The sequence below is a fragment of the Candidatus Pelagadaptatus aseana genome (assembly GCF_040362265.1).
In the GTDB taxonomy this organism is placed as follows: domain Bacteria; phylum Pseudomonadota; class Gammaproteobacteria; order Pseudomonadales; family Cellvibrionaceae; genus Pelagadaptatus; species Pelagadaptatus aseana.
Genome location: NZ_BAABNJ010000001.1, coordinates 179,851 through 199,992, shown reverse-complemented (window position 1 = coordinate 199,992; position 20,142 = coordinate 179,851). Strand labels below are relative to the sequence as shown.

19 protein-coding genes are annotated in these 20,142 nt (G+C 55.5%); 8 read left to right on the top strand and 11 right to left on the bottom strand.

What is annotated here, in order from left to right:
- Nucleotides 1–98: 98 nt before the first annotated feature.
- Together ACPXV9_RS00940 and ACPXV9_RS00935 are read right to left on the bottom strand one after the other, a co-directional pair.
- Nucleotides 99–839: an HAD family hydrolase gene (locus ACPXV9_RS00940; RefSeq protein WP_423893796.1), complete on the bottom strand. Its 741-nt coding sequence runs from the start codon at nucleotides 837–839 to the stop codon at nucleotides 99–101.
- Nucleotides 840–905: 66 nt separating this feature from the next.
- Complete coding sequence (locus ACPXV9_RS00935; protein ID WP_423893795.1) at nucleotides 906–1,958, bottom strand: AraC family transcriptional regulator ligand-binding domain-containing protein; 1,053 nt, start codon at nucleotides 1,956–1,958, stop codon at nucleotides 906–908.
- A 204-nt stretch (nucleotides 1,959–2,162) separates the two neighbouring features.
- Here ACPXV9_RS00935 and ACPXV9_RS00930 point away from each other — a divergent pair, with 204 nt between their 5' ends.
- Entirely contained in the window at nucleotides 2,163–2,483 is a 321-nt protein-coding gene (locus ACPXV9_RS00930) for a 2Fe-2S iron-sulfur cluster-binding protein (RefSeq protein ID WP_423893794.1), read from the top strand.
- Nucleotides 2,484–2,493: 10 nt separating this feature from the next.
- Entirely contained in the window at nucleotides 2,494–3,771 is a 1,278-nt protein-coding gene (locus ACPXV9_RS00925) for a cytochrome P450 (protein ID WP_423893793.1), read from the top strand.
- A gap of 45 nt (nucleotides 3,772–3,816) precedes the next feature.
- Here ACPXV9_RS00925 and ACPXV9_RS00920 read toward each other — a convergent pair whose 3' ends face one another.
- Both ACPXV9_RS00920 and ACPXV9_RS00915 read right to left on the bottom strand, forming a co-directional pair.
- Entirely contained in the window at nucleotides 3,817–4,599 is a 783-nt protein-coding gene (locus tag ACPXV9_RS00920) for a thioesterase family protein (protein WP_423893792.1), read from the bottom strand.
- A 48-nt stretch (nucleotides 4,600–4,647) separates the two neighbouring features.
- Nucleotides 4,648–5,061, bottom strand: a complete 414-nt coding sequence (locus ACPXV9_RS00915; RefSeq protein ID WP_423893791.1) for a MarR family winged helix-turn-helix transcriptional regulator — start codon at nucleotides 5,059–5,061, stop codon at nucleotides 4,648–4,650.
- Nucleotides 5,062–5,194: 133 nt separating this feature from the next.
- On the opposite strand from ACPXV9_RS00915, the gene ACPXV9_RS00910 reads away from it, so the two are divergent.
- Complete coding sequence (locus tag ACPXV9_RS00910) at nucleotides 5,195–7,018, top strand: amidohydrolase (RefSeq protein ID WP_423893790.1); 1,824 nt, start codon at nucleotides 5,195–5,197, stop codon at nucleotides 7,016–7,018.
- Between the two features lie 27 nt (nucleotides 7,019–7,045).
- Here the strand turns inward: ACPXV9_RS00910 and ACPXV9_RS00905 are convergent, their stop codons facing one another.
- From ACPXV9_RS00905 to ACPXV9_RS00895, 3 genes are all read right to left on the bottom strand, one after another.
- Entirely contained in the window at nucleotides 7,046–8,023 is a 978-nt protein-coding gene (locus tag ACPXV9_RS00905; RefSeq protein ID WP_423893789.1) for a hypothetical protein, read from the bottom strand.
- Nucleotides 8,024–8,103: 80 nt separating this feature from the next.
- The gene (locus tag ACPXV9_RS00900; RefSeq protein ID WP_423893788.1) at nucleotides 8,104–9,129 is read right to left on the bottom strand and encodes a hypothetical protein; all 1,026 of its coding nucleotides are present in this window, start codon (nucleotides 9,127–9,129) and stop codon (nucleotides 8,104–8,106) included.
- Nucleotides 9,130–9,199: 70 nt separating this feature from the next.
- A complete protein-coding gene (locus ACPXV9_RS00895; RefSeq protein WP_423893787.1) occupies nucleotides 9,200–10,114 on the bottom strand; it encodes a hypothetical protein in 915 nt (304 codons plus the stop codon).
- Nucleotides 10,115–10,281: 167 nt separating this feature from the next.
- On the opposite strand from ACPXV9_RS00895, the gene ACPXV9_RS00890 reads away from it, so the two are divergent.
- From ACPXV9_RS00890 to arsJ, 3 genes are all read left to right on the top strand, one after another.
- Nucleotides 10,282–10,626 carry a metalloregulator ArsR/SmtB family transcription factor gene (locus ACPXV9_RS00890; RefSeq protein ID WP_423893786.1) on the top strand — a complete coding sequence of 115 codons (345 nt, stop codon included), beginning with the start codon at nucleotides 10,282–10,284 and terminating at the stop codon, nucleotides 10,624–10,626.
- Between the two features lie 19 nt (nucleotides 10,627–10,645).
- Nucleotides 10,646–11,641 (top strand): ArsJ-associated glyceraldehyde-3-phosphate dehydrogenase, encoded by a 996-nt coding sequence (locus ACPXV9_RS00885; RefSeq protein ID WP_423893785.1) that lies wholly within the window; start codon nucleotides 10,646–10,648, stop codon nucleotides 11,639–11,641.
- A 61-nt stretch (nucleotides 11,642–11,702) separates the two neighbouring features.
- Nucleotides 11,703–12,929, top strand: coding sequence for an organoarsenical effux MFS transporter ArsJ (arsJ, locus tag ACPXV9_RS00880; RefSeq protein ID WP_423893784.1), 1,227 nt, complete (start codon nucleotides 11,703–11,705; stop codon nucleotides 12,927–12,929).
- 177 nt (nucleotides 12,930–13,106) lie between these two features.
- Here arsJ and ACPXV9_RS00875 read toward each other — a convergent pair whose 3' ends face one another.
- Nucleotides 13,107–13,823, bottom strand: coding sequence for a YebC/PmpR family DNA-binding transcriptional regulator (locus tag ACPXV9_RS00875; RefSeq protein ID WP_423893783.1), 717 nt, complete (start codon nucleotides 13,821–13,823; stop codon nucleotides 13,107–13,109).
- 118 nt (nucleotides 13,824–13,941) lie between these two features.
- Between ACPXV9_RS00875 and ACPXV9_RS00870 the strand changes: the two genes are divergently transcribed.
- On the top strand, nucleotides 13,942–14,712 hold the full coding sequence (locus tag ACPXV9_RS00870; RefSeq protein WP_423893782.1) for a hypothetical protein: 771 nt from the start codon (nucleotides 13,942–13,944) through the stop codon (nucleotides 14,710–14,712).
- A gap of 107 nt (nucleotides 14,713–14,819) precedes the next feature.
- Nucleotides 14,820–15,617 (top strand): outer membrane protein, encoded by a 798-nt coding sequence (locus ACPXV9_RS00865; RefSeq protein ID WP_423893781.1) that lies wholly within the window; start codon nucleotides 14,820–14,822, stop codon nucleotides 15,615–15,617.
- Nucleotides 15,618–15,688: 71 nt separating this feature from the next.
- Here ACPXV9_RS00865 and ACPXV9_RS00860 read toward each other — a convergent pair whose 3' ends face one another.
- Genes ACPXV9_RS00860 through ACPXV9_RS00850 form a run of 3 tightly spaced genes read right to left on the bottom strand, consistent with a single transcriptional unit; the run spans nucleotide 15,689 to nucleotide 20,104 of the window.
- Nucleotides 15,689–16,897, bottom strand: coding sequence for an aminomethyltransferase family protein (locus ACPXV9_RS00860; protein ID WP_423893780.1), 1,209 nt, complete (start codon nucleotides 16,895–16,897; stop codon nucleotides 15,689–15,691).
- Complete coding sequence (locus ACPXV9_RS00855) at nucleotides 16,894–18,480, bottom strand: phytoene desaturase family protein (protein ID WP_423893779.1); 1,587 nt, start codon at nucleotides 18,478–18,480, stop codon at nucleotides 16,894–16,896. The genes ACPXV9_RS00860 and ACPXV9_RS00855 overlap by 4 nt, the downstream gene beginning before the upstream one ends.
- Nucleotides 18,473–20,104, bottom strand: a complete 1,632-nt coding sequence (locus tag ACPXV9_RS00850; protein ID WP_423893778.1) for a phytoene desaturase family protein — start codon at nucleotides 20,102–20,104, stop codon at nucleotides 18,473–18,475. The genes ACPXV9_RS00855 and ACPXV9_RS00850 overlap by 8 nt, the downstream gene beginning before the upstream one ends.
- Nucleotides 20,105–20,142 lie beyond the last annotated feature (38 nt).

Sequence of the window (20,142 nt, the reverse complement as noted above, 5' to 3'; positions counted from 1 at the left end):
ACTGCTCCGCTTTGCAAACGTTCAAAGCCTTAATCATAGCGGAGCTTTATGGCGCGCGCCTGATTTGAATCAAGCCGGTTTTAATGTCAGTCCGGTCTTCAGGATGGCTTCAGGCTGCGGACCAGCTCGGGAATCTCCGACGGGTGCATCAGGGTGTGGTGCGGGTTAATGCCCAGTTCGGCGTCTAAGGGTTGTTGATGCTGAATCCATACCGACGTGATGTTGCTGTTGTGGGCTCCGGCGATATCCGCCGCCAGACTGTCGCCCACATGAATGGCTTCGTGGGCTTCGCAGTTGGCCAGTTTCATGGCTTTTTCAAAAATGGATTTGTGCGGTTTTTCTTCCGGTTCCTGACCGCCAATGATGATGTGATCCACATGGGCGGCCAGATTGACAGCGCGCACCTTGGGCACCTGAGAAAATTCCGGGCCATTGGTGATCACCACCAGAGTAAACAGTTTGCGGGCTTCGGCCAGAAACTCGGCAATGCCGGGGTAAAAATCAAAATGATCGAGGCGATCCTTGTCAAAGCCATCCTGCAGACTTTGGGCCTGTTCTGCGGTCACCTCATGCACGCCTTGGGCACTCAGTAGATCGCGTATCAGCTGCACCCGAAAAGCGCCTTCGCTGCGCTGGGCCAATGGCAGGTAGCGCGCTTTTTGCTGATCATCCCACTCGCGGTAAATACCGCTGACGTAGGCATCGGCCACGGCGGCACCATTGACGTTCTGCCCGAACTCGCGGCGCACCGCCTCGGCAAACAATTGTTTGGCTTTGCGGTTGGCTCCCTGGGTATCACACAGGGTTTCGTCCATATCAAGAAACAGGGCTTTGAGCATGGTTTGACCTAATTGGGCTGATTTAAAAGTCAGGCTGATTTAAAAAAAGGGTACGCATCATACCGGTTAATGGTTTCGCTCAACACCGTTGCGTTGACGGAAGTCGGCCGGGGGCATGCCATACCAGCGCTTGAAGGCGCGACGAAAATTGGGGCTGTCATGGTAGTCGAGCAAGGTGGCGATGGCCTCGACCGACAGTTGGGTGTCACGCAGATAGTTGGCGGCCATGGAGGCCAGCAGCTGATCTTTCAGGGCCCAGAAACCGGTGTCTTCCTGCTTCAGTCGGCGTGCCAGTGTGCGGGTTGAAATAAACAGACTGGCGGCGACGGTTTTTTCCGACCATTGATTGGGTGGGCGCGACAACAGAATGCTCATCACCCGGGTCTTGGTGCTGGCCGAGTCCAGCGGCAGTTGTTGCTGCAGTTCTTCACACTGTTGGCGGGCGTATTGGTAGGCAACGTGATCGGCGGTGGCGTTGGGGGTGTCGGTCAGGGCCAGTGGGATGGTGATTTTGCCGCGTGGGGCGTCATAAGTAACCGGGCACTGGCTGTAGTCGGCAAAGCGTTCGGCGTAATCCGGTTTGGGGTAGGGGTAGTGCAACTCGCCCTCGATAAAATCGCGCCCCAGTACGTATTCAATCAAGGTGATCAGCGACAGGCCAAAGGCCTCGAAGACCGCGCGGTTGATCAGCTCATCGCCGAGATCGGTGTTGAGATAACAGGCCAGTTGGTCGCCTTCGACTTCCAGTCTCAGTTCCGTAAAGCTGACCCTTGAGGGCAGAAAATCGCGAAACCCCTCTAGCGCGGTTTTCAGGTCGGGGCTGGTGTTGGCGAGAAAGCCGATGGGACCGTGGGTCGGTGGGGTCAGTTGATGGCCAATGCGCAGCCCGATCCAGGGAGCGCCCGACATGCGAATGCCATTGCGGGCAATCTGGGCCTGTTGGGCGGTGCTGATCAGGGTGTCGTCGTTGAGGATCTCCGACCACTTCAATCCGGTACCGCGCAACAGTTCATCCAGCTCCCGTTCCTGTAGGTGCAACTCCCGGGCAATCAGCCGGGTGTAGTTGACCGGAAGTGAGGGAATGGTGAGGTCTCTGCTGTGGCTGCTGTTGGCGTTCATGGCGCTAGCCTAGCAGGGTTACTGGAGTTGTGTCTGCTAATGACTCTCTGGTGTCCTGTAATGACCCTATAATGTCTTCTAATGACCTGAGACTTTGCGTCGGCTTTTCCTATTCTGAGTACATGCCAAGTGGTGCATGACCCAATTAATAACAATCCAATCTATAACAACACAAGCGATAACAAGACATCAGAGAGGTGGAGAATGATCGAAGTAACCTATGTGGAGCACGATGGCTCCGAGCACAAGGTGGAGGCCGAAGCGGGCCAGACCCTGATGCAGGCGGCGATGGACAATGGCGTCCCCGGTATTGATGCCGATTGCGGTGGCAGCTGTGCCTGTGGCACCTGCCATGTGATCGTCGACGAGGCCTGGCTGGGTAAGCTGGAGGCGGCCGATGCCATGGAAGATTCGATGCTGGGCATGACGCCGGAGCAGCAGTCCGGTTCCCGCCTCTCCTGTCAGGTATCGCTCAGTGATGAGCTGAGCGGTATCCGTGTGTCACTGCCTGAATTTCAGATGTAAGGAGGGAGCCATGAACGCTATTTTTACGCCGTCTTCTGCCGAGCCTGCGGTACCGCCCGTAGACACACTGCCACTGGATCGAATTGATGTCAGCGATGCGCGTCTGTTTGAGCAAAACCTGTGGGAGCCCTACTTTGCCCGGTTGCGCGATGAAGACCCGGTGCATTATATCGAGGACAGTCCCTTCGGTCCGTTTTGGTCGATCACCCGCTACGATGACATCGTCTATGTGGACAGCCACCATCAGCAATTCTCATCCGAGCCGTTTGTCGTGATTGGTGACCGGGGTGAAGATCTGCCGGTTGAAATGTTTATTTCCATGGATCCTCCCAAACACGATGAGCAACGCAACGCGGTGCAATCGGTGGTGGCACCGAAAAATCTGGCCGAACTGGAGGGCATAATTCGCTCGCGGGTGATCACCATTCTCGATGGTCTGCCGGTGGGTGAGAGCTTTAACTGGGTAGAAAAGGTGTCAGTGGAATTGACCGCTCAGATGCTGGCCACCATCTTCGGTTTTCCGTTTGAAGATCGTCATAAATTGATTCACTGGTCGGATCTGATGGCGGCTCTGCCGGAAATGACCGGTGCCGATATTGATCCGGAATATCGGACTCAGGAGTTAATGGATTGCGCCCGGGTGTTCAGTGAACTGTGGCATCAGCGTCTGGCGGAAAACAAGGACGGTGAGATGAGCTATGACCTGATTTCCCTGATGCAGGCCAGTGAGGCCACCAAGGATATTCTCGATCGCCCCATGGAATTTTTGGGTAATCTCGGTTTGTTGATTGTCGGCGGCAATGACACCACCCGCAATTCGATTAGCGGCGGTGTGCTGGCACTTAATGAAAACCCGGCCGAGTACGACAAGCTGCGAGCTGACCACAGCCTGATTCCCAATATGGTGTCAGAGATTATCCGCTGGCAGACGCCGCTGGCGCACATGCGCCGCATTGCCACAGAGGATGTTGAGCTGGGCGGCAAAACCATCAAAAAGGGCGACAAGGTGGTGATGTGGTATGTCTCCGGTAATCGCGACGAGCGCAGTATCGAAAATCCCAACCAGTTTTTGATTGATCGCAAAAATGCCCGCCGTCATATCTCCTTCGGCTTTGGTGTGCACCGCTGTATGGGTAATCGCCTGGCTGAGATGCAGTTGCGCATTCTCTGGGAAGAGATCATGCAGCGCTTCGAAAAGATTGAGGTTGTGGGTGAGCCGGTGCGAGTGCGCTCCAACTTTGTGAAGGGCTTCAGTGAATTGCCGGTACGGTTGATTCCAGTCAGTTGATGGACTCAGTTTGGGATCCCCCGAATTGGCGGGGGATCCCATTTTTTAGCCATAAATAATATTGGTCTGATAACTGCGAGCCAGCAATTGGCCCTTGGGTGACCAGATTTCTGCTTCGGAAGAACTCAAACCGTTTTTGCCAAAGTTAACCTTGGCCAGATAGCCCAGATGATCCTTCGGATTGATCCGGTCAACCGGTTCGGCAAAGTGGATCCCCCAGCTGATGGTCGACAGCGGCTTGAAACCGCTGTAGTGGACGGAAGCGGTGGGAGGCCACGAGTCGATCAGGCACACCAAATGGCTGTCGGTGAGGCCATCAATGTCATCGGCCAGACGAATCCAGCCGCCCATTTCGGCAATCGGTTTGCCGGCAAACGGCGGCGCCTCGGTGGTCAGATAATTGTCAAAGTGCTGCATAAATGGTGGCAGGAAATCCAGTGCCATGGACATGGAATCGGCTTTCGATTTCATGGCAGGTGGCTTGAAGGTGTTAATTTCAATCTCCGATTGCAGTGGCGCGACAAAGTCGGCTTTGGCCGTGGCGCGCAGTTTACCCTCCTGAATCAATCGGGCGCTTTTCATGGTGGCGGTCTTGCCACTGGCCAGTGTCTCTACTTCGATCTCAAAGGCTTTGTTGGCTTCAACCGGCCTTAAAAAGCCCACTTCAAAATTGCGCAGCCGGCGTGTGCTGTCGACGTCTTTGCGACAGGCTTCGCAGAGGACGGCACCGGTAATGCCGCCATAGGCGGTGCGCCCCTGAGCCCAGGATTCATTGATGATGGTGGGCGTGCCATTGCGCACGGCTTGCAGTAGCTGGGTCAGATTCATGTGGGGTTACCTCATAATATTTTGCACGCAAAACAAATGGTTAAAAAATTAAAGCCGTTTCAGCAGGTTGCGCAGCAGAGCACTTTCGCTGTCGGACAGGGGTTCAAGAAAATCGGCATTGGCCTGTGGCATGCGCTGGTAGAGGGTTGTTGCCAGTTGTGCCCCTTTGGCGGTCAGTTGAATCGACAGGGCGCGGCGGTCTTCCGGTTTGGGGGTTCGAGTAATCAGTGTCATTTTTTCCAGCCGATCTAGCACGCCCGTCAGGGTTGCACTGTCGAGCGCGGTGAGCCGGCTCAAATCTCCGGTGCCGATGGATTCGATGCCATTGAGCTGCACCAGCACCTTGGCCTGCACGGCGGTGACACCCAGATCCCCCACCACCGATTTCCAGTAGCGGGTGCCGGCCTGGCTGGCTTTGGCCAGCAGGTGAAAAATACAGTCATCGGGAGATAGCAATTCCATACCCGGATCTTGCCGTAAATTTATTTTGTGTACAAGATAATATCGTGGGCAGATGTCTTCGCCCGGCTCATGCTAAACGTGTTAGCCTCTGCAGCCGATTTGTAATGAGCCATAAAGAAACAGGTTGGTCAGAATGAATGGTTGGTTAAAGCAAGCCTTGATGGGCAGTTGTGTGTTGCTGGTGTTGACGCTGGCAGGGTGTGCCCGGCAGGAGGGCGAGAACAGGGCCGAGAATACGGTGACCCTGTATCCCGCCTCTGCGGTGATTACCCTGGATCGCAAGCTGCCTCGCGCCGAGGCTGTGGCGGTCAAAGGCAAGCAAATCGTGGGCGTTGGGACTCTGGCGTCATTGCGTGAGCAGCTGGCCGGGGCGCAGGTAGAGGTTGACCAACGCTTTGCGGACAAGGTGATTGTGCCGGGCTTTATCAACCAGCACGATCACCCGTGGCTGGCGGCATTGACGCTTGCTACCGATGTGGTATCCATCGAAGACTGGTCTATGCCCGGAGTATTTCATCCCCGGGCGGAAACCCAGCAAGCGTATCGAGCGCGACTGCGGGAGATTGTTGCTACCAAAACGGATCCCGAGCAGGTGATATTTTCCTGGGGGTATCACCGTCTTTGGCATGGCGAGCTCAGTCGCGCCGATCTGGATGTCATCAGTTCAGAGTTTCCCATTGTAATCTGGCAGCGCTCAGCCCATGAGTTTGTTTTCAATAGCCGGGCGCTGGAGTATTTCGACATTACCCCGGCCACTCTTTCTGCCTGGTCACGCTACGCGCAACAGCAAAGCAATATTCAGCGCGGTCATTTCTGGGAGCAGGGCGCACTGGCGTTGGCCCCCATACTGTTCCGGGAGTTGGCCGCCCCGGAGCGCTATCTGCCGGCGCTTGAGATGGTCAAGGCCTACTGGCAGGCGGCCGGTAGCACCTATGTGGTAGAACCGGGTGGTATGGTGAATCGCAATTTGCAGATTATGCAAAACCAGATTTTTGCGCCGGCAGCGACGCCGTTTCATATGGATTACATCGCCGACGGCAAAACCTTCTCGACCCAATTCAGTGGCGAGCAGATGGTACTTGAAACCGAAAAAATGCTGGCCTGGGGTGAGGGCATGAGCCGCTTCTTGCCCAAACAGGTGAAGTTGTTTGCCGACGGTGCCATGTTCAGTCAGTTGATGCAGATGCAGGACGGCTATCTGGATGGTCATCACGGTGAATGGTTGATGCAGCCAAAGCGCTTTAAAAAGGCGTTTGCCGATTACTGGGACGCCGGCTATCAGATTCACGTGCATCAGAACGGCGATCTGGGGTTGGAGCTGTTGCTCGATGTTGTGGCAGAGAATATGCGGCGCAATCCGCGCCCGGATCACCGCACGGTGATTGTTCACTTCGGCTTTTCAACCTCTGATCAGATTCAGCGGATACGGGATCTGGGATTGATAGTGAGTGCCAACCCCTACTATCCGGTGGTGCTGGCAGATCACTACAGTCTGCGCGGTATCGGCCCGGCCAGAGCGCAGCAAATGGTGCGTCTGGGTGAGGTAGCCGATGCCGGTGTGTCTTTCTCGCTGCACTCGGATATGCCGATGGCTCCGGGCAAACCGTTGTTTCTGATGTGGTCAGCGGTCAATCGGGTGACTCAGCAGGGCAATCTGGTGGGGCCCGAGCAGCGGATCTCGGTCGAGCAGGCGCTGCGGGCTGTGACGATCGATGCCGCCTATTCGCTGCAGCAGGAACACAGCATTGGTTCTATTGAGGTTGGCAAGCTGGCCAATCTGACCATTCTCGACGCCGATCCGCTGACGGTGGCGCCCATGGCCATCCGGGATATCAAGGTCTGGGGTACGGTGCACGAAGGCCGGGTGTTTGCCGCCACCGATAAGGTGGCGGAGGTGTCCGTGTGGCGTATCGCCGCCACCTATCTGCAGATGCTGTGGGCGGGGTTGTTCGATTAATCAGTGACAGGGGTCAGGGCGCAGGGGTCAGGGCGCAAAGTGATCCAGATAGGACTGATGGTAAGAGTGCAATTCTTCAACTTTTAACCACTTGGAGCCGGCTGTTTTCAACAGGGTATGGGCGGCCGGCTTGATGGCGTTGATGGCTTCGACCACGCTTCTGCCGAGCTCACTGTCGGTGCAGGCGATGTAGGACGTCTGGTAGGTGGGCACGTCGGTCAGGTGAATCTTGGCGGTCTGGCCCTGCAGTTTCTGAACTCGCTGTTCGTAATTGAACACCCAGGGCATGGCCAGCAGCATCTGCGCCTCATTGTCGGCCAGCATCTTTATCTTTTCCGCCTGATTGCCCAGATGGTGTTGAATCTTTAACTGCTTGGCGTGTTTGGCAAAAATTTTGTCCCGGACCGGGCCGTAAGTCTGATTGGGGGTGATCAGCAGCGTCAGTTCACGACTGTGTGCCAGTATCTCATCCAGAGAGGCTTCACGGACATCCCGCTCCAGGGCCTGATCCAGTGCCGCTTTGCCCTGCAGGCTGGTGTAGATCTGGTAGGTCGGGGTAATGGCAACGGCGTTACTGTAGGCCATAAACGTGGCGCGGTCGGTGTTGTAAAACAGCAGTGAGCACATGTCGACGCCATTGCGCATCTCCGCGATCATTCGTGGGTAGCTGGCGCGGGTTTGGGTGTGCTGAAACTGCGGCAGGTTGTCCTGCAGCTTTTTGAACATCAGATCGCCCAGTCCCTGATCCTGCATGTGTTCCTCGACAAAGAACATCGGCTTGAGGAAGGAGGTGCCCCAAACCGCCACGGGTTTTTGTTGTGGCGTCTCTTGCTGTGGAGCCACTTGCTGTAATTTCTGGGGCTGGTTTGAAGTCTGCGGTGGCTCACTGGCAGCGATGGCTGGAGAGGGGGTTGCCTCATCCTGTGAGCATGCGGTGACAAGCCCGAATATCAGGCTGTAGCAGGTAAGCCTGATCAGGCGATAACAAAGCTTGGTGTATCCCATTGTTCAGTCTTGCGGTCTTGCGGTCTTGCGGTCGGGGTGTTGATTGTAGAGAAATGCGCCAAAGGCCTCAAGCCGGGGCGTTACTTTGGCGCCTGCCCGGACGCATAGGCGGCGAAGTATTCCCGGTAGGCCCGATAATAATCCTGATGTTCTTCGGGCAACAGCCAGCTGGCCATGGCGTCTTTCAGTACTGTGTGGGCTGCCGGGTCGATGTTGTTAATGGTTGCCACTACCTGCCTGCCCAGCGGATTCTTGCTGCACACCAGATAAGAGGCCTGGTAGGCCGGAACATCGGTTAACTCGATTTTCGCGGTGCGGCCATGCAGCCCCAGATTGTCCTGCTCATAATTGAATACCCACGGCATGGCCAGCATCAGTTGAGCGCGATTGGTGGCGACAATCTTCATCATGGCAGGCAGGTCAGTCAGGTGCAGCTGGGTATTGAGTGAATCCTTGTGCTTGGCGAGCAGGTCGTCACGCTTTTTGCCATAGGATTGGTGTGGCGTGATCAGCAGTGACAGGTCCCCGCTTTTGCTCAGCAATTCATCCAGTGGGGCTTGGCTCAGATTGCGGCCAAAGGCTTTGTCGAGTGCGGCTTTGCCCTCAAGGCTGGCGTAAATATGGTAGCTCGGGGTGATCGCCAGTGGGTCGCTGTAGACGGCGAAGTCCTCGCGGGTCTCGTTGTAAAACAGCAGGGCGCAGATGTCGGTGCCCTTCTTCATCTCGGCGATAATGCGGGTGTAATTGGCTTTGGTGTTGACGTGGTTGAATTGGGGCAGCAGCGTTTGCAGGGTCTGAAAAATCAGGTCTCCGGTGCCCTCTCCCTTAAAGGGTTCCTCGCTGATAAACAATGGGGCAAAACCGGGTTTGGCCCAGATGACAGTGGGTTTTTCCTCGCTGCCTTGGCCTGGGGCTTGCCCTGGTATCGCAGTCTGTGTTGTCGCGGCCTGTGTTGGTGAGGACTGGGATGGGAATGAATCAGCGGTTTGTTGAGCGCTGTCATTGACCGCATTGTTGTTGCCATCAGGACTGCAGGCGCTGATCAACAGACTGATCAGTGTCAGGCACAGGACTCGGGTTGTCTGCTGATACAAATCCTTCTCCATTACAGGGCTTCCTTCAGGGCATTATAGGGAAGTCGCGTTTATCTACAATGCGTCCTTGGTCGTGGATGGATTATCGGGTTGGAAAATATTTGTTGTAGGCGCGCTGGTAATTGCCCATTTCTTCGGGTTCCAACCAGGCCGCAGCGGCTTGCTTCAGCAGGGTGTGGGCTGCCGGTTTGATTTGGTCGATGGCATCAACCACCTGTTTGCCTTGCTCGGTTCGGGTGCAGGCAATGGTGTAGCTGTCGTCTGCCGGGACATCGGTCAGTTGCACTTTGGTGACTTTACCGTGCAGCCCGGAGACGTCCTTCTCATAATTAAATACCCAGGGCAGTACCAGCAACATCTGCACCCGGTTGGCTGCCAGCATTTTCATGGTGGCGGATTGGTCACTGAAGTTTCGTTTGATGTTGAGATGGTCGATGTGTTTTGCGATCAGGGCATCTCGCTCAATGCCATAGCTCTGGTTGGGGGTGATCAGCAGCGTCAGGTCACGACTCTTGCCGAGCAGTTCATCAAATGAAGCGGTTTTCAGGTCATAACCATAGGCTCGATCAATCGCCTGCTTGCCTTCGGTACTGAGGTACAGCTGGTAGCTGGGGTTCACAGCAATCGGTTGGCTGAAATAGGCAAACGCCTCGCGTTCTCTTTTGTAAATCATCAGGGCACACATCTCGGTGCCTTTGCGCATCTCGGCAATGATTCTGGCGTAGTTGGCCTTGGTTTGGCTGTGACGAAATTGCGGCAACTTTTGCTGCAATATATCGAACATCAGGTCGCCCGTACCTTGCCCCTGAAAGGGTGGCTGGTGAATAAACAGCGGTGCAAAACCCGGTTTCGCCCAGAGAATGGTGGGTTTTTTGGCGGGTTCTTGGGTGATGGTTGCAGTGTCTGTGTTGTCCGGAGCTGGCGGCTTGTCATCGCAAGCATTCAGCAACAGGGCTGTGGCAGCCAAAAGCAGGTGGCTGAATATACGGTGGTACAACGCGTTCTCCAGATATTTTTATTATTGTTCAGGGGGTAACCCTGCTACCGGAGGGTCATTATAAAGAGCAACGCAGGGAATGACACTGTGCGCTCTGTGACAAATTGTTTTACGATGTAGTACATATGAAATATCATATATATTATTATTTGGTTGTGAGCGCCCCTATGGATCCGGTTCAGTTTTTTAAATGTCTTGCGGATGAGACTCGTCTGCGCAGTTTGTTGTTGATTGAACGCGAGCAGGAGTTGTGTGTTTGTGAGTTGGTCGAGGCCATCGACGATATTCAGCCCAAGATTTCCAGACATCTTGCGCAGTTGCGCAACGGTGGTCTGCTGCGTGATCGGCGTCAGGGGCAGTGGGTGTTTTATCGCATTAACCCGGAGCTGCCGGAGTGGTGCCGCAAAACCATTTATGACGCGGCCTTGGCCAATGCCGCATTTGTGGCCGAAGCGACCGGGCGATTGCAGGATATGGGCAATCGGCCCGAGCGTCTCAGCAATTGTTGTTAATTGAGCAGGAGTTAAGGCAATGGCAATTAAAGTAGGTATCAATGGTTTTGGCCGCATGGGCCGCCTGACTTTTCGAGCGGCTTACGACAATCCGAACATTGAGTTTGTGCAGATCAATGACCCGGCCGCCGATGCGGTGACCATGGCGCACCTGTTGAATTTTGATTCGGTACACGGGCGCTGGAAAAATCAGGCAGAAGCCAGCGGGGCTGACATGGTGATTGCCGGCCAGAAGATTATCTGCACCCAGAATAAAGCCATTGCCGACAGCGATTGGTCGGGCTGCGATCTGGTGATTGAAGCCTCCGGCAAGATGAAAACCAAGGCGCTGTTGCAAGGCTATCTCGATCAGGGCGTGAAGCGGGTTGTCGTCACCGCACCGGTCAAAGAAGAGGGCGTGCTCAATGTGGTGCTGGGCGTCAACGATCATCTGTACGATCCGGAGCAGCATCCGATTGTGACGGCGGCTTCCTGCACCACCAATTGTCTGGCGCCGGCGGTGAAGGTGATCCATGAAAATCTGGGGATCGTTCACGGTTCCATGACCACGATTCACGATATCACCAACACCCAGACCATTCTGGATGCCCCCCATAAGGATTTGCGTCGCGCCCGTGCCTGCGGGGAAAGCCTGATTCCCACCACCACCGGATCGGCTACCGCCATCACCCATATCTTCCCGGAACTGAAGGGGCGCTTGAATGGCCATGCGGTGCGTATTCCACTGGCGAATGCCTCTCTGACTGACTGCGTCTTCGAGGTGTCCCGCGCGACCACGGAAGAGGAAGTCAATCAGCTGTTGAAAACCGCCTCGGAAAATGAGTTGAAAGACATTCTGGGGTATGAAGAGCGACCACTGGTGTCGGTGGATTACCGCACCGATCCACGCTCCAGCATCGTCGATGCCCTGTCGACCATGGTGGTCAATGGCACTCAGGTGAAGCTCTACCTGTGGTATGACAATGAGTGGGGCTACGCCAATCGCACCGCCGAACTGGTGCAACGGGTGGGTTAATTTACCGGCTATTCGTGTTTACAGGCGCCCGTTTGAAGCGGGCTCCGATGTTTGATTGATTATGTTTGCTCAACTTTCCCCCGCCATCCGTCAGTATCTGATTGTTACCGGTAACTACTGGGCGTTTACCCTGACCGATGGCGCATTGCGGATGCTGGTGGTGCTGCACTTTCACGATCTGGGTTACAGCCCACTGCAGATTGCCATGCTGTTTTTGTTTTACGAATTCTTTGGCGTTGTCACCAATCTGGTAGGCGGCTGGCTGGGTGCCCGTATCGGACTCAACAAAACCATGAACATCGGCTTGTTCCTGCAGGTGCTGGCTCTGGCCATGTTGCTGGTGCCTCCGTCTTTGCTGATCGTACCCTGGGTGATGGCGGCTCAGGCCCTGTCGGGCATTGCCAAGGATCTCAATAAGATGAGCGCCAAGAGTTCCATCAAGGCGCTGGTGCCGGAAGGCGCCGATAGCAAGTTGTATCAATGGGTGGCGGTGCTGACCGGATCAAAAAATACCCTGAAAGGGGTCGGTTTCTTTCTGGGTGGTTTGTTGCTGACACTGCTGGGCTTTCGTGGTGCGGTACTGGCCATGCTGATTGGTCTGGCGCTGGTGTGGTTGTTCAGTGTTTGTACTCTGACTGAAGATTTGGGCAAGGCCACATCCAAACCAAAATTCACCGAGATGTTGTCCAAGAGCGGCCCCATCAATTATCTCTCGGCGGCGCGCATGTGCCTGTTCGGAGCCAGAGACGTCTGGTTTGTGGTGGCGCTGCCGGTGTTTATGGCCTCTCAGTTGGGTTGGGATCACTGGACCGTAGGCAGTTTTCTGGCCATCTGGGTCATGGCCTATGGGGTGGTGCAGGGCATAGCCCCCGCCCTCACCGGTGCCGGCCAGCAGGGGCGAACGCCGGGGCGCCATCAGGCGGTCATCTGGGCTGCTGCGCTGGCGCTGGTTCCACTGGCCATCGCTCTGGCCTGTTACTGGGAGTTGCAGGCGCAGCAGGCCTTACTGGCGGGATTACTGGTATTCGGTTTTGTGTTCGCGGTGAATTCATCCCTGCACAGCTTCTTGATTGTGCAGTACGCCGATCGCGATGGCGTGTCACTGGATGTGGGGTTTTACTATATGGCCAATGCCATGGGGCGGTTGCTGGGAACGGTGCTGTCGGGCTGGGTTTATCAGGTCTATGGACTGGAGGCCTGCCTGCTTATTTCCAGTGGTTTGGTGGCCGTGGCGGCGGTGATTTCACTGCGTTTGCCTGAGCAGGCGCCATCATTGCAAGGCGCATAGCCCTGTCATCCTGAAGCGCTTAGCTGACTCAGTCATCCCGAGAAGCGAAGCGCCGAGGGATCTCTGGAATTTCATGAGTTATTGCAGAGATCCTTCCTCGCGGTGCTCGTCAGGATGACAAGCTAACAGGAGCTTCGTGTTCGTCAGGATGACCAGCGAATTGACGGCTTTAGGCGATTACTGCTCAACGTTGTGATAAACGTTCTGGACGTCATCGAGGTCGTTGAGCATATCCAGAAACTTCTCAAACATGGGTTGCGCTTCTTCCGGCATTGCCATGGTGGTTTGCGGTACGTACTGGATTTCCGCCACTTCAAAATCAATCTCGCCAAACTCGTTGTTCAGGGCCTGCTTGGCTTTGAAAAAGTCGGTGTGGGGGGCAAATACGGTGATCATGCCGTCGTCGCTTTCGATGTCGGATACGTCCACGTCTTCCATCATCAGCGCTTCCAGTACCGCCTCTTCGTCGTCGTGCTTGAAGACAAAAATGGCGCTGTGCTCAAACATGTGGCTGACGCTGCCCTGGGTGCCGATTTTGGTTTTGGTCTTGGTAAAGGCCTGACGCACATCGCCAAAGGTGCGGTTGGGGTTGTCGGTCAGGCACTCGATAATGGCCATGCAGTTGCCGGGACCAAAGCCTTCGTAAACCGCCGGAGAGTAGTCTTCGCCGCCGCCACCTTTGGCCTTGTTGAGGGCCTTCTCGATGACGTGACCGGGTACCTGATCTTTCTTGGCGCGTTCAATCATGCCGCGCAGGGCCAGATTGCCCTCGGGTTCAACGCCGCCATTTTTGGCACAGACGTAAATTTCACGGCCGTATTTGCTGTAGACCTTGGCTTTGGCATCCGAGGTTTTGGCCATGGATTCTTTGCGGTTTTGGTAGGCTCTTCCCATTGCGATCTCTGTCCGGTGTTCTTGCAAAAGAAGCAATTTTATCGGGAAGCGCCCGCTCTCGCCAGTCTGTCTGGCCTATTCTTGGAAGATTGGAATCAGGCAAGCAAGGAAGTGCCCCATGCAGAAATTTGTCCTTACCGGGATGCCCCGAACGGGAACCACGGTGTTGTCGGGCGCGCTGTTGCATCATCCCGATGTGCTGTTTTATGGCGAGCTGTTTCATCACAATATCAAGGTCAGGGCGGGAGAAGCTGCCCGCAGGACTCTGGGGGCCGGATGGAAGCTGGATCCGCCCCCGGGGCAGGGCATCAAATGCTGCCCCCCGCAGATGCCGGCGGCAGCTTATCTCAAAGCCTTGTTCGGGCAGCCGACACTGCAGCGGGCGCTGGGTTTTAAGTTGCTGTCTGATCAGGCCACGCGGGGCAGCAACAGCGATGTCTGGGATTGTCTTGTGGCAGACCAACAGGTCAAGTTTATCGAAACCCGGCGCCGTCACTTGTTGCCGGTGATCTGTTCGTTTGTCCGGGCCAGTATGACTCGGTGCTGGCACACCAATAAGGCGCCAGAGGCTGCGGTAACCTTTGTGATAACGGCCGATGAATTCGTGCGCTTGGCGGATCGGTTTCAATATCGCCACCCGGCGCTGGCCAGGCTGGCATCGCAACGGCGTTTGGTTATCGATTATGAAGCTATTGAATCCGACTTCAGCGGCTGCATGGCGCGTCTGTTTCGGTTTCTGGGTGTCACCGTGCCTGATCGGGTGCAGCCGGCACTGAAGAAAATCGCGACACTCAGCCCGGAACAGGAATTGCGCAATTACCGTGAGTTAAAACTGCAGTTCGAGGGCAGTGCTTACGGGAGAATTTTTGAGGACTGGGAAGGCCGTTAACACTTCTTTGTTTTTATTAATTGTTCGATTTGATCCATTTTTGATCGCTCTTTCGTAAAGGGGGCACTGCAACAGCAGTTTGTCTTCCTCACTTAAGGGTATCAATCATGAATTATAAGAAAGGCGGTACACTGGGTATGGCTCTGGCGGCCATGGCATTTTCAACAATGGCGCAGGCCGATGGTCACGGTATGAGTGGCTACTACGTGTCTCTGGGCTACGGGATTGTCGAGCAGGACGATTCCAGTAACGATGGCACATTTACTTCTGATTTTACTACCGGTACAGATACCACCGTGCCAATCGGTCCTGCCTTGATACCGGCAGGTTCTCCTGTTGGTTGGGAGACAGAATTTGACCAAGGTGATAATTACTCCCTCGCGTTTGGCAAGCGCTTTGGTCAGTGGCGCCTTGAATTGGCCTACGTAAGTTCCAGCACCGATGTGGATTCCCACGCTGGCGTGAATGCGGCGGGTCTGGCTCTCGATGGTGTGGACGCCGCCATTTTGATTACCGGGGCAACGGATTTGGGTATTACCACCGGCGCTTTGGTGTCCGATGGTCAGGGCAGTATCGAATCCGATACCTGGATGGTGAGCGCCTATTACGATTTCGATCTGGGTTGGCCGGTCACCCCGTTTGTGGGTTTGGGATTCGGGACCAGTGATGTGGATGTGGACTACAGCCCGTCGAATACGGTCATTATCGATGACGACGATACCGTTACGGTTTACCAGATCGTGCTGGGCCTGAGCTACGCCATCACCGATCAGTGGCACGTGCAGTTCAATTACACCCAGTGGAACAGCGACGACGTTGAGGTGGATGCCACTCTGCTGCCCGCCAGTTTTGATATTGAAAACGACAGCGATCGCTACAATCTGGGCCTGACTTACAACTTCTGATCCAGATCGCAGGGTGTCGGCATCCACGCCGCCGACGCCCTGTTATTGCAGCCTGTTTGCTCCAGCCTGCTTCAGTAATCCGCCGGTGGTGTTGCCCGTCCCCGATCTGGCCACCAGAAGGGTTTCTGCTGCACGGTGCATTTGCGCACCTTGCGGTTCCAGCGCAGCTCCTTCTGATAATAAATCTCGGCGAAAATGTCCTTGTCGATGTGACTGCCTTTGACCATCGCCAGAGCAATATTGGCTTTGGTTACTGGTGAATTGAGTGCCGAAGTTACGTAACCAATTTCCGTTTTACAGATTTTCTCTGCGTAGAGGATGGCGTTCTCCGCCACTTTTTCGCCGGGAATGTCGAGCTTGAGCAGGCGCCAGGGGGAGCCCTGCTGCTTTTCTTTGATCAGTGCTTCGCGACCATTGAAGTGGGGCTTTTTCAGGTTAACCATCCAGTCCAGACTCAGCTCGAATGGCGAGTGATCGTGATCGAGGTTAACCGTGTGCAGGGCGCCGTGAAATTCCACCTCGGGCAGAATAAAGCCGGCTTCGATGCGGGCCATATCCAGCGACTCTTCGCCATAGGGGTGCAAGCCGTAGGGCTCGCCGCGGGCGAACAGTTGATCCCACAGCAGCAGCGCGTGCTCCGGAGCAATCCAGAGTTCGTAACCCAGATCGCCGGTGAAGCCGGTGCGGGAAATGGTCAGTTGGGTGACGGGGTTATCAGCCGGGAAGGCAAACTGGCCAATCTCGAAGGGGGTGAGATTTTCCACTCCAGCCAGCTGCAGGGCTTTCAGTAGCGCACAGGAGGTCGGGCCCTGCAGGGCCAGTCCGGCGATCTCCTCGGTCTCTTCATGGACGCTGATGGCGGTAAAGCCTTCACAGGCAAGCATTAACCAGTCCAGTGCCGGTTCGGCGCACATCAAAATAAAGTCATTCTGGGCAAATCTGAATATAGTGCCGTCATCGATCACCTTGCCGCGATCATCGCACCAGACGTTGTAGGCGACTTTGTTAATCCCCTGCTTGCTGACGTCCCGGGTCACCATGCGGTTGAGCATGGCTTCGGCATCATCGCCCCGGATACGGTATTTGCACATGGGACTGACGTCGTAAACCCCACAGCTGTTGCGGGTGGTGAAATATTCGGTGTAGGCGTCTTTGTAAAACAGGGCGTTGGCGTAACCGTTCCAGTCACCCCATTGCTCTGCTTCATTGAATGGCGCCAAGCGCGGATAAAATGGGGATTTCAACAGGCCTGGCGTCGTGTGGGTGGTTTTCACGTTCATGGTGTTGCTGCCCCTTTGCCGGTGTTCAATATCTGCTGCGCGCAGTTGTGCCCGGCCGCGCCCATAATGCCGCCGCCGGGGTGAGAACCAGCCCCGCAGAGGTAAAACCCGGTCACCGGTGTAGTGTATTGGGACGCGCCATAGGTGGGGCGATTGACCCACCATTGGTCAATACAGAATTCGCCGTGATGCCAGTGGCCGCCATCCACCCGATACTCCTGTTCAAGGTCTTTGGGGGTGAGCAATTCGGCGCTGACAATCGATTCCCGAATGGTGGGTGCGTATTGCTGCAAGGTATTGAGTAACGATTCCAGTACCCGGGGCTTGTGCTCTTCCCAGCCACCCTTGATGTCATAGGGCAGATATTGCACGTGAGCCGACAGCAGGTGGTGTCCGGTGGGTGCCAGAGACGGGTCCTGCAGGGTTGGGATCACAATTTCCATGGCCAGCTGATCACTGACCTCGCCGTATTTGGCCTGATCAAAAGCGCTCTCTATATACTCGCGACTGGGGGCGATCAACAAACGGCCATTGGCGTTGTTGAGCTGGTTGAAATGGGGCAGGTTTTTTAACCCCAAATGCAGTTTGCCCACCATGCCACGATTGCGGTTGCGACGAATTCGATGCGCAAACTGGATGGGCAGATGTCGCGCGCCAAGCAGTTTGAAGAAGCTGGTTTTGGGGTCGGCATTGGAGACAATATGATGGGCCTTATAGGTTCGGCCATCGTCCAGTTCGACGCCGACAGCGGTTTGATCCTGCATCAGAACACGTTTTACGCTGGCGTTGCACAAGATCTCTGCGCCGGCGGCTTGTGCCGATTGCTCCATGGCCCGAATCAACGAATTGGCACCGCCGGGAAAGAGGGTGACCGCGCCGGTGTGATAGCGATTGTTGCCAGCCAGATCGCCGGAGAGTTTCAGTAGTTGATTCAGTACCGCATTGTTGGGTGAGCGGGGTGCGAGTTTATTGCCGATCACAAAATCCCAGCTGAGGGCGGCCTTGAGCAGGTCGCTGTCAAAAAACTCATCGGTCAGGTCCTGAGCCGGCAGAGCAATCATGCGCATAAATTCGGCCATATCTTGCTTGCCCAGCAATCTCAGATTCAAGCCAAACTGGCCCAGTGACAGGGTGTCGGCCCAGTTGCCCGAACCAATACGGGGCGGGCTCTTATACCAGAAGGGCTCAATGGCTTTGGCAAAGCGATTCAGCAATCGGGTGAATTCACCGTAGGCCAGAGTGTCTGCATCGGATGCGCCGCACAGTTGATCTGCGGTGATGGTGATGTGCTTGCCGTCGGGGTTCAGGGCAACGGTGGGCAGTGTGGTATCGGGTAGGCGGAAGCCGAAATCGGTGAGTTTGAGATCATCAACCAGTTTCTTCTGCAGCTGCGGCAGGCTGTGAGGTACGGCGCACTGAAAGCCGCCATCGAGTTGGCGGCTGGCTGCAAGCCCTCCGGTTTGTGCTGCCGCTTCGAGTACCAGTACCCGCTTGCCGGCACGGGCCAGATAATTGGCGCACACCAGACCATTGTGGCCGGCACCGATAATAATGACGTCATGGCTAGCTGAAATATCAGTCATCGACAAATTCCTCTGGCACTACGGCGGCGCCGTTGACTTTGCTGCGTTTTAAATCGAGCAGGATTTCCCGCGCGGAGTTGGCACCACAAGCCGAGGAGACGCCGCCCCCCGGGTGTGTAGCCGAACCGCACAGGTACATGCCCTGAATCGGGCCACGGTACTGGGCGTAACCGGGGAAGGGGCGATTAAACAGCAGTTGGTCGATGGTCAGTTCTCCCTGAAAAATATTGCCTTCGGTAAGGCCCACTTCGCTTTCCAGCTCGGCCGGGGTGCGCACTTCAACGTGGGCGATCAGGTCTTCAAAGTCCGGGCTATGTTCCGCGATGGTGTCGATCACGCTTTTGGCAAAGGCGTCTTTTTTGTTCTGATCCCAGCCGCCCTCAACGTCCGCCGGGCAGTACTGGACAAACGTGGAGACAAAGTAATGGCCCGGGGCCGCCAGAGTCGGATCCCAGATGGATGACTGGGTCAGCTCGACAAAGGGTTTGCGTGACCAGCGTTTATTTTTCCAGTCGTCGTAACCGCGCTCCATGGCTTCAAGTGATTCAACAAACTGCAGCGACCCTTTGGTCAGTTCGCTGTTCTGGGGCAGGGCCGGAAAGGTGGGACGGCCGGTAAGGGCAAAATTGAGCTTTCCTGAAGAGCCGCGAATTTTAAAGTTTTCCGCTTTTTTGCGCAGCTTGGCGGGAATGTCTTTGGCGTCGACAATTTTGGTGAAGGTGCGCTTGGGGTCGAGGTTGGAAACCACAATGTCGGCGTGGATTTCATCGCCGTTGGTCAGTGTTACGCCATAGGTCCTGTTATTGCGCACCAGCAGTTGTGCCACTTCGGCGTTTGTTTTTATCTTGCCACCAAAGTCCTGCAGGGCGCCGGCAATGGCGTTGGAAATAGCCCCCATGCCGCCGCGGGCCAGCCCCCAGGTGCCAACGCTACCATCCACATCACCCATGACATGGTGCAGCAAAACGTAAGCGGTGCCCGGTGAATAGACTCCCAGAGCGGTACCGATGATGCTGGCTGAAGCCAATCCGGCCTTCAGCAAGTCGCTCTCAAAATATTCGTCGAGGAAATCGGCCGCACTCATGGTCAGAAACCGGATAAATTCGTAGATGGTTTCTTCGCCCATATCCAGAAACTTGCGACCCATGTAAATCATTTCTTTGATGTCGCGGGGTTTGAATGAGGTCGGGTCGGGGGGCGTGCGCAGCAGAAAGTAGCGGATCAGTTTGCAGTAGCGCATCAGATCCCGGTGGTAGCGGACGTAGGCATCGGCATCCCGTGGCGAGTGGCGCTTGATGTCGCGATAGGTCATGGCCTCGTTGGTGTATTCGGCCAGATAACTGCCATTGGCACCAAGGAAGGTGGTGCTGCCGTAAGGCACAATCATCAGCCCGTATTTACTGAGGTTGAGGTCGCGATGAATGGACTGGCGCAACAGGGTGCAAACGTAAGAGCAATTGGAGTAAATCCAGCCCGGGTGCAATTCGCGGCTGACTGCAGCGCCACCGATGTAATCGTTTTTTTCCAGTACCAGAACGTTCAATCCGGCCTTGGCCAGATAGGCGGCATTGGTCAGGCCGTTGTGGCCTGCACCAATGACAATGGCGTCGTATTTTGGGGTCATAGTCAGTATTGGTTTGTGCCCGAAGGCGGTGGCCATCA

What these genes read in the sequence shown, in the direction of transcription:
- ACPXV9_RS00940 (WP_423893796.1), bottom strand. Translation starts at nt 839, where the DNA reads ATGCTCAAAGCCCTGTTTCTTGATATGGACGAAACCCTGTGTGATACC.
- ACPXV9_RS00935 (WP_423893795.1), bottom strand. Translation starts at nt 1,958, where the DNA reads ATGAACGCCAACAGCAGCCACAGCAGAGACCTCACCATTCCCTCACTT.
- ACPXV9_RS00930 (WP_423893794.1), top strand. Translation starts at nt 2,163, where the DNA reads ATGATCGAAGTAACCTATGTGGAGCACGATGGCTCCGAGCACAAGGTG.
- ACPXV9_RS00925 (WP_423893793.1), top strand. Translation starts at nt 2,494, where the DNA reads ATGAACGCTATTTTTACGCCGTCTTCTGCCGAGCCTGCGGTACCGCCC.
- ACPXV9_RS00920 (WP_423893792.1), bottom strand. Translation starts at nt 4,599, where the DNA reads ATGAATCTGACCCAGCTACTGCAAGCCGTGCGCAATGGCACGCCCACC.
- ACPXV9_RS00915 (WP_423893791.1), bottom strand. Translation starts at nt 5,061, where the DNA reads ATGGAATTGCTATCTCCCGATGACTGTATTTTTCACCTGCTGGCCAAA.
- ACPXV9_RS00910 (WP_423893790.1), top strand. Translation starts at nt 5,195, where the DNA reads ATGAATGGTTGGTTAAAGCAAGCCTTGATGGGCAGTTGTGTGTTGCTG.
- ACPXV9_RS00905 (WP_423893789.1), bottom strand. Translation starts at nt 8,023, where the DNA reads ATGGGATACACCAAGCTTTGTTATCGCCTGATCAGGCTTACCTGCTAC.
- ACPXV9_RS00900 (WP_423893788.1), bottom strand. Translation starts at nt 9,129, where the DNA reads ATGGAGAAGGATTTGTATCAGCAGACAACCCGAGTCCTGTGCCTGACA.
- ACPXV9_RS00890 (WP_423893786.1), top strand. Translation starts at nt 10,282, where the DNA reads ATGGATCCGGTTCAGTTTTTTAAATGTCTTGCGGATGAGACTCGTCTG.
- ACPXV9_RS00885 (WP_423893785.1), top strand. Translation starts at nt 10,646, where the DNA reads ATGGCAATTAAAGTAGGTATCAATGGTTTTGGCCGCATGGGCCGCCTG.
- arsJ (WP_423893784.1), top strand. Translation starts at nt 11,703, where the DNA reads ATGTTTGCTCAACTTTCCCCCGCCATCCGTCAGTATCTGATTGTTACC.
- ACPXV9_RS00875 (WP_423893783.1), bottom strand. Translation starts at nt 13,823, where the DNA reads ATGGGAAGAGCCTACCAAAACCGCAAAGAATCCATGGCCAAAACCTCG.
- ACPXV9_RS00870 (WP_423893782.1), top strand. Translation starts at nt 13,942, where the DNA reads ATGCAGAAATTTGTCCTTACCGGGATGCCCCGAACGGGAACCACGGTG.
- ACPXV9_RS00865 (WP_423893781.1), top strand. Translation starts at nt 14,820, where the DNA reads ATGAATTATAAGAAAGGCGGTACACTGGGTATGGCTCTGGCGGCCATG.
- ACPXV9_RS00860 (WP_423893780.1), bottom strand. Translation starts at nt 16,897, where the DNA reads ATGAACGTGAAAACCACCCACACGACGCCAGGCCTGTTGAAATCCCCA.
- ACPXV9_RS00855 (WP_423893779.1), bottom strand. Translation starts at nt 18,480, where the DNA reads ATGACTGATATTTCAGCTAGCCATGACGTCATTATTATCGGTGCCGGC.
- ACPXV9_RS00850 (WP_423893778.1), bottom strand. Translation starts at nt 20,104, where the DNA reads ATGACCCCAAAATACGACGCCATTGTCATTGGTGCAGGCCACAACGGC.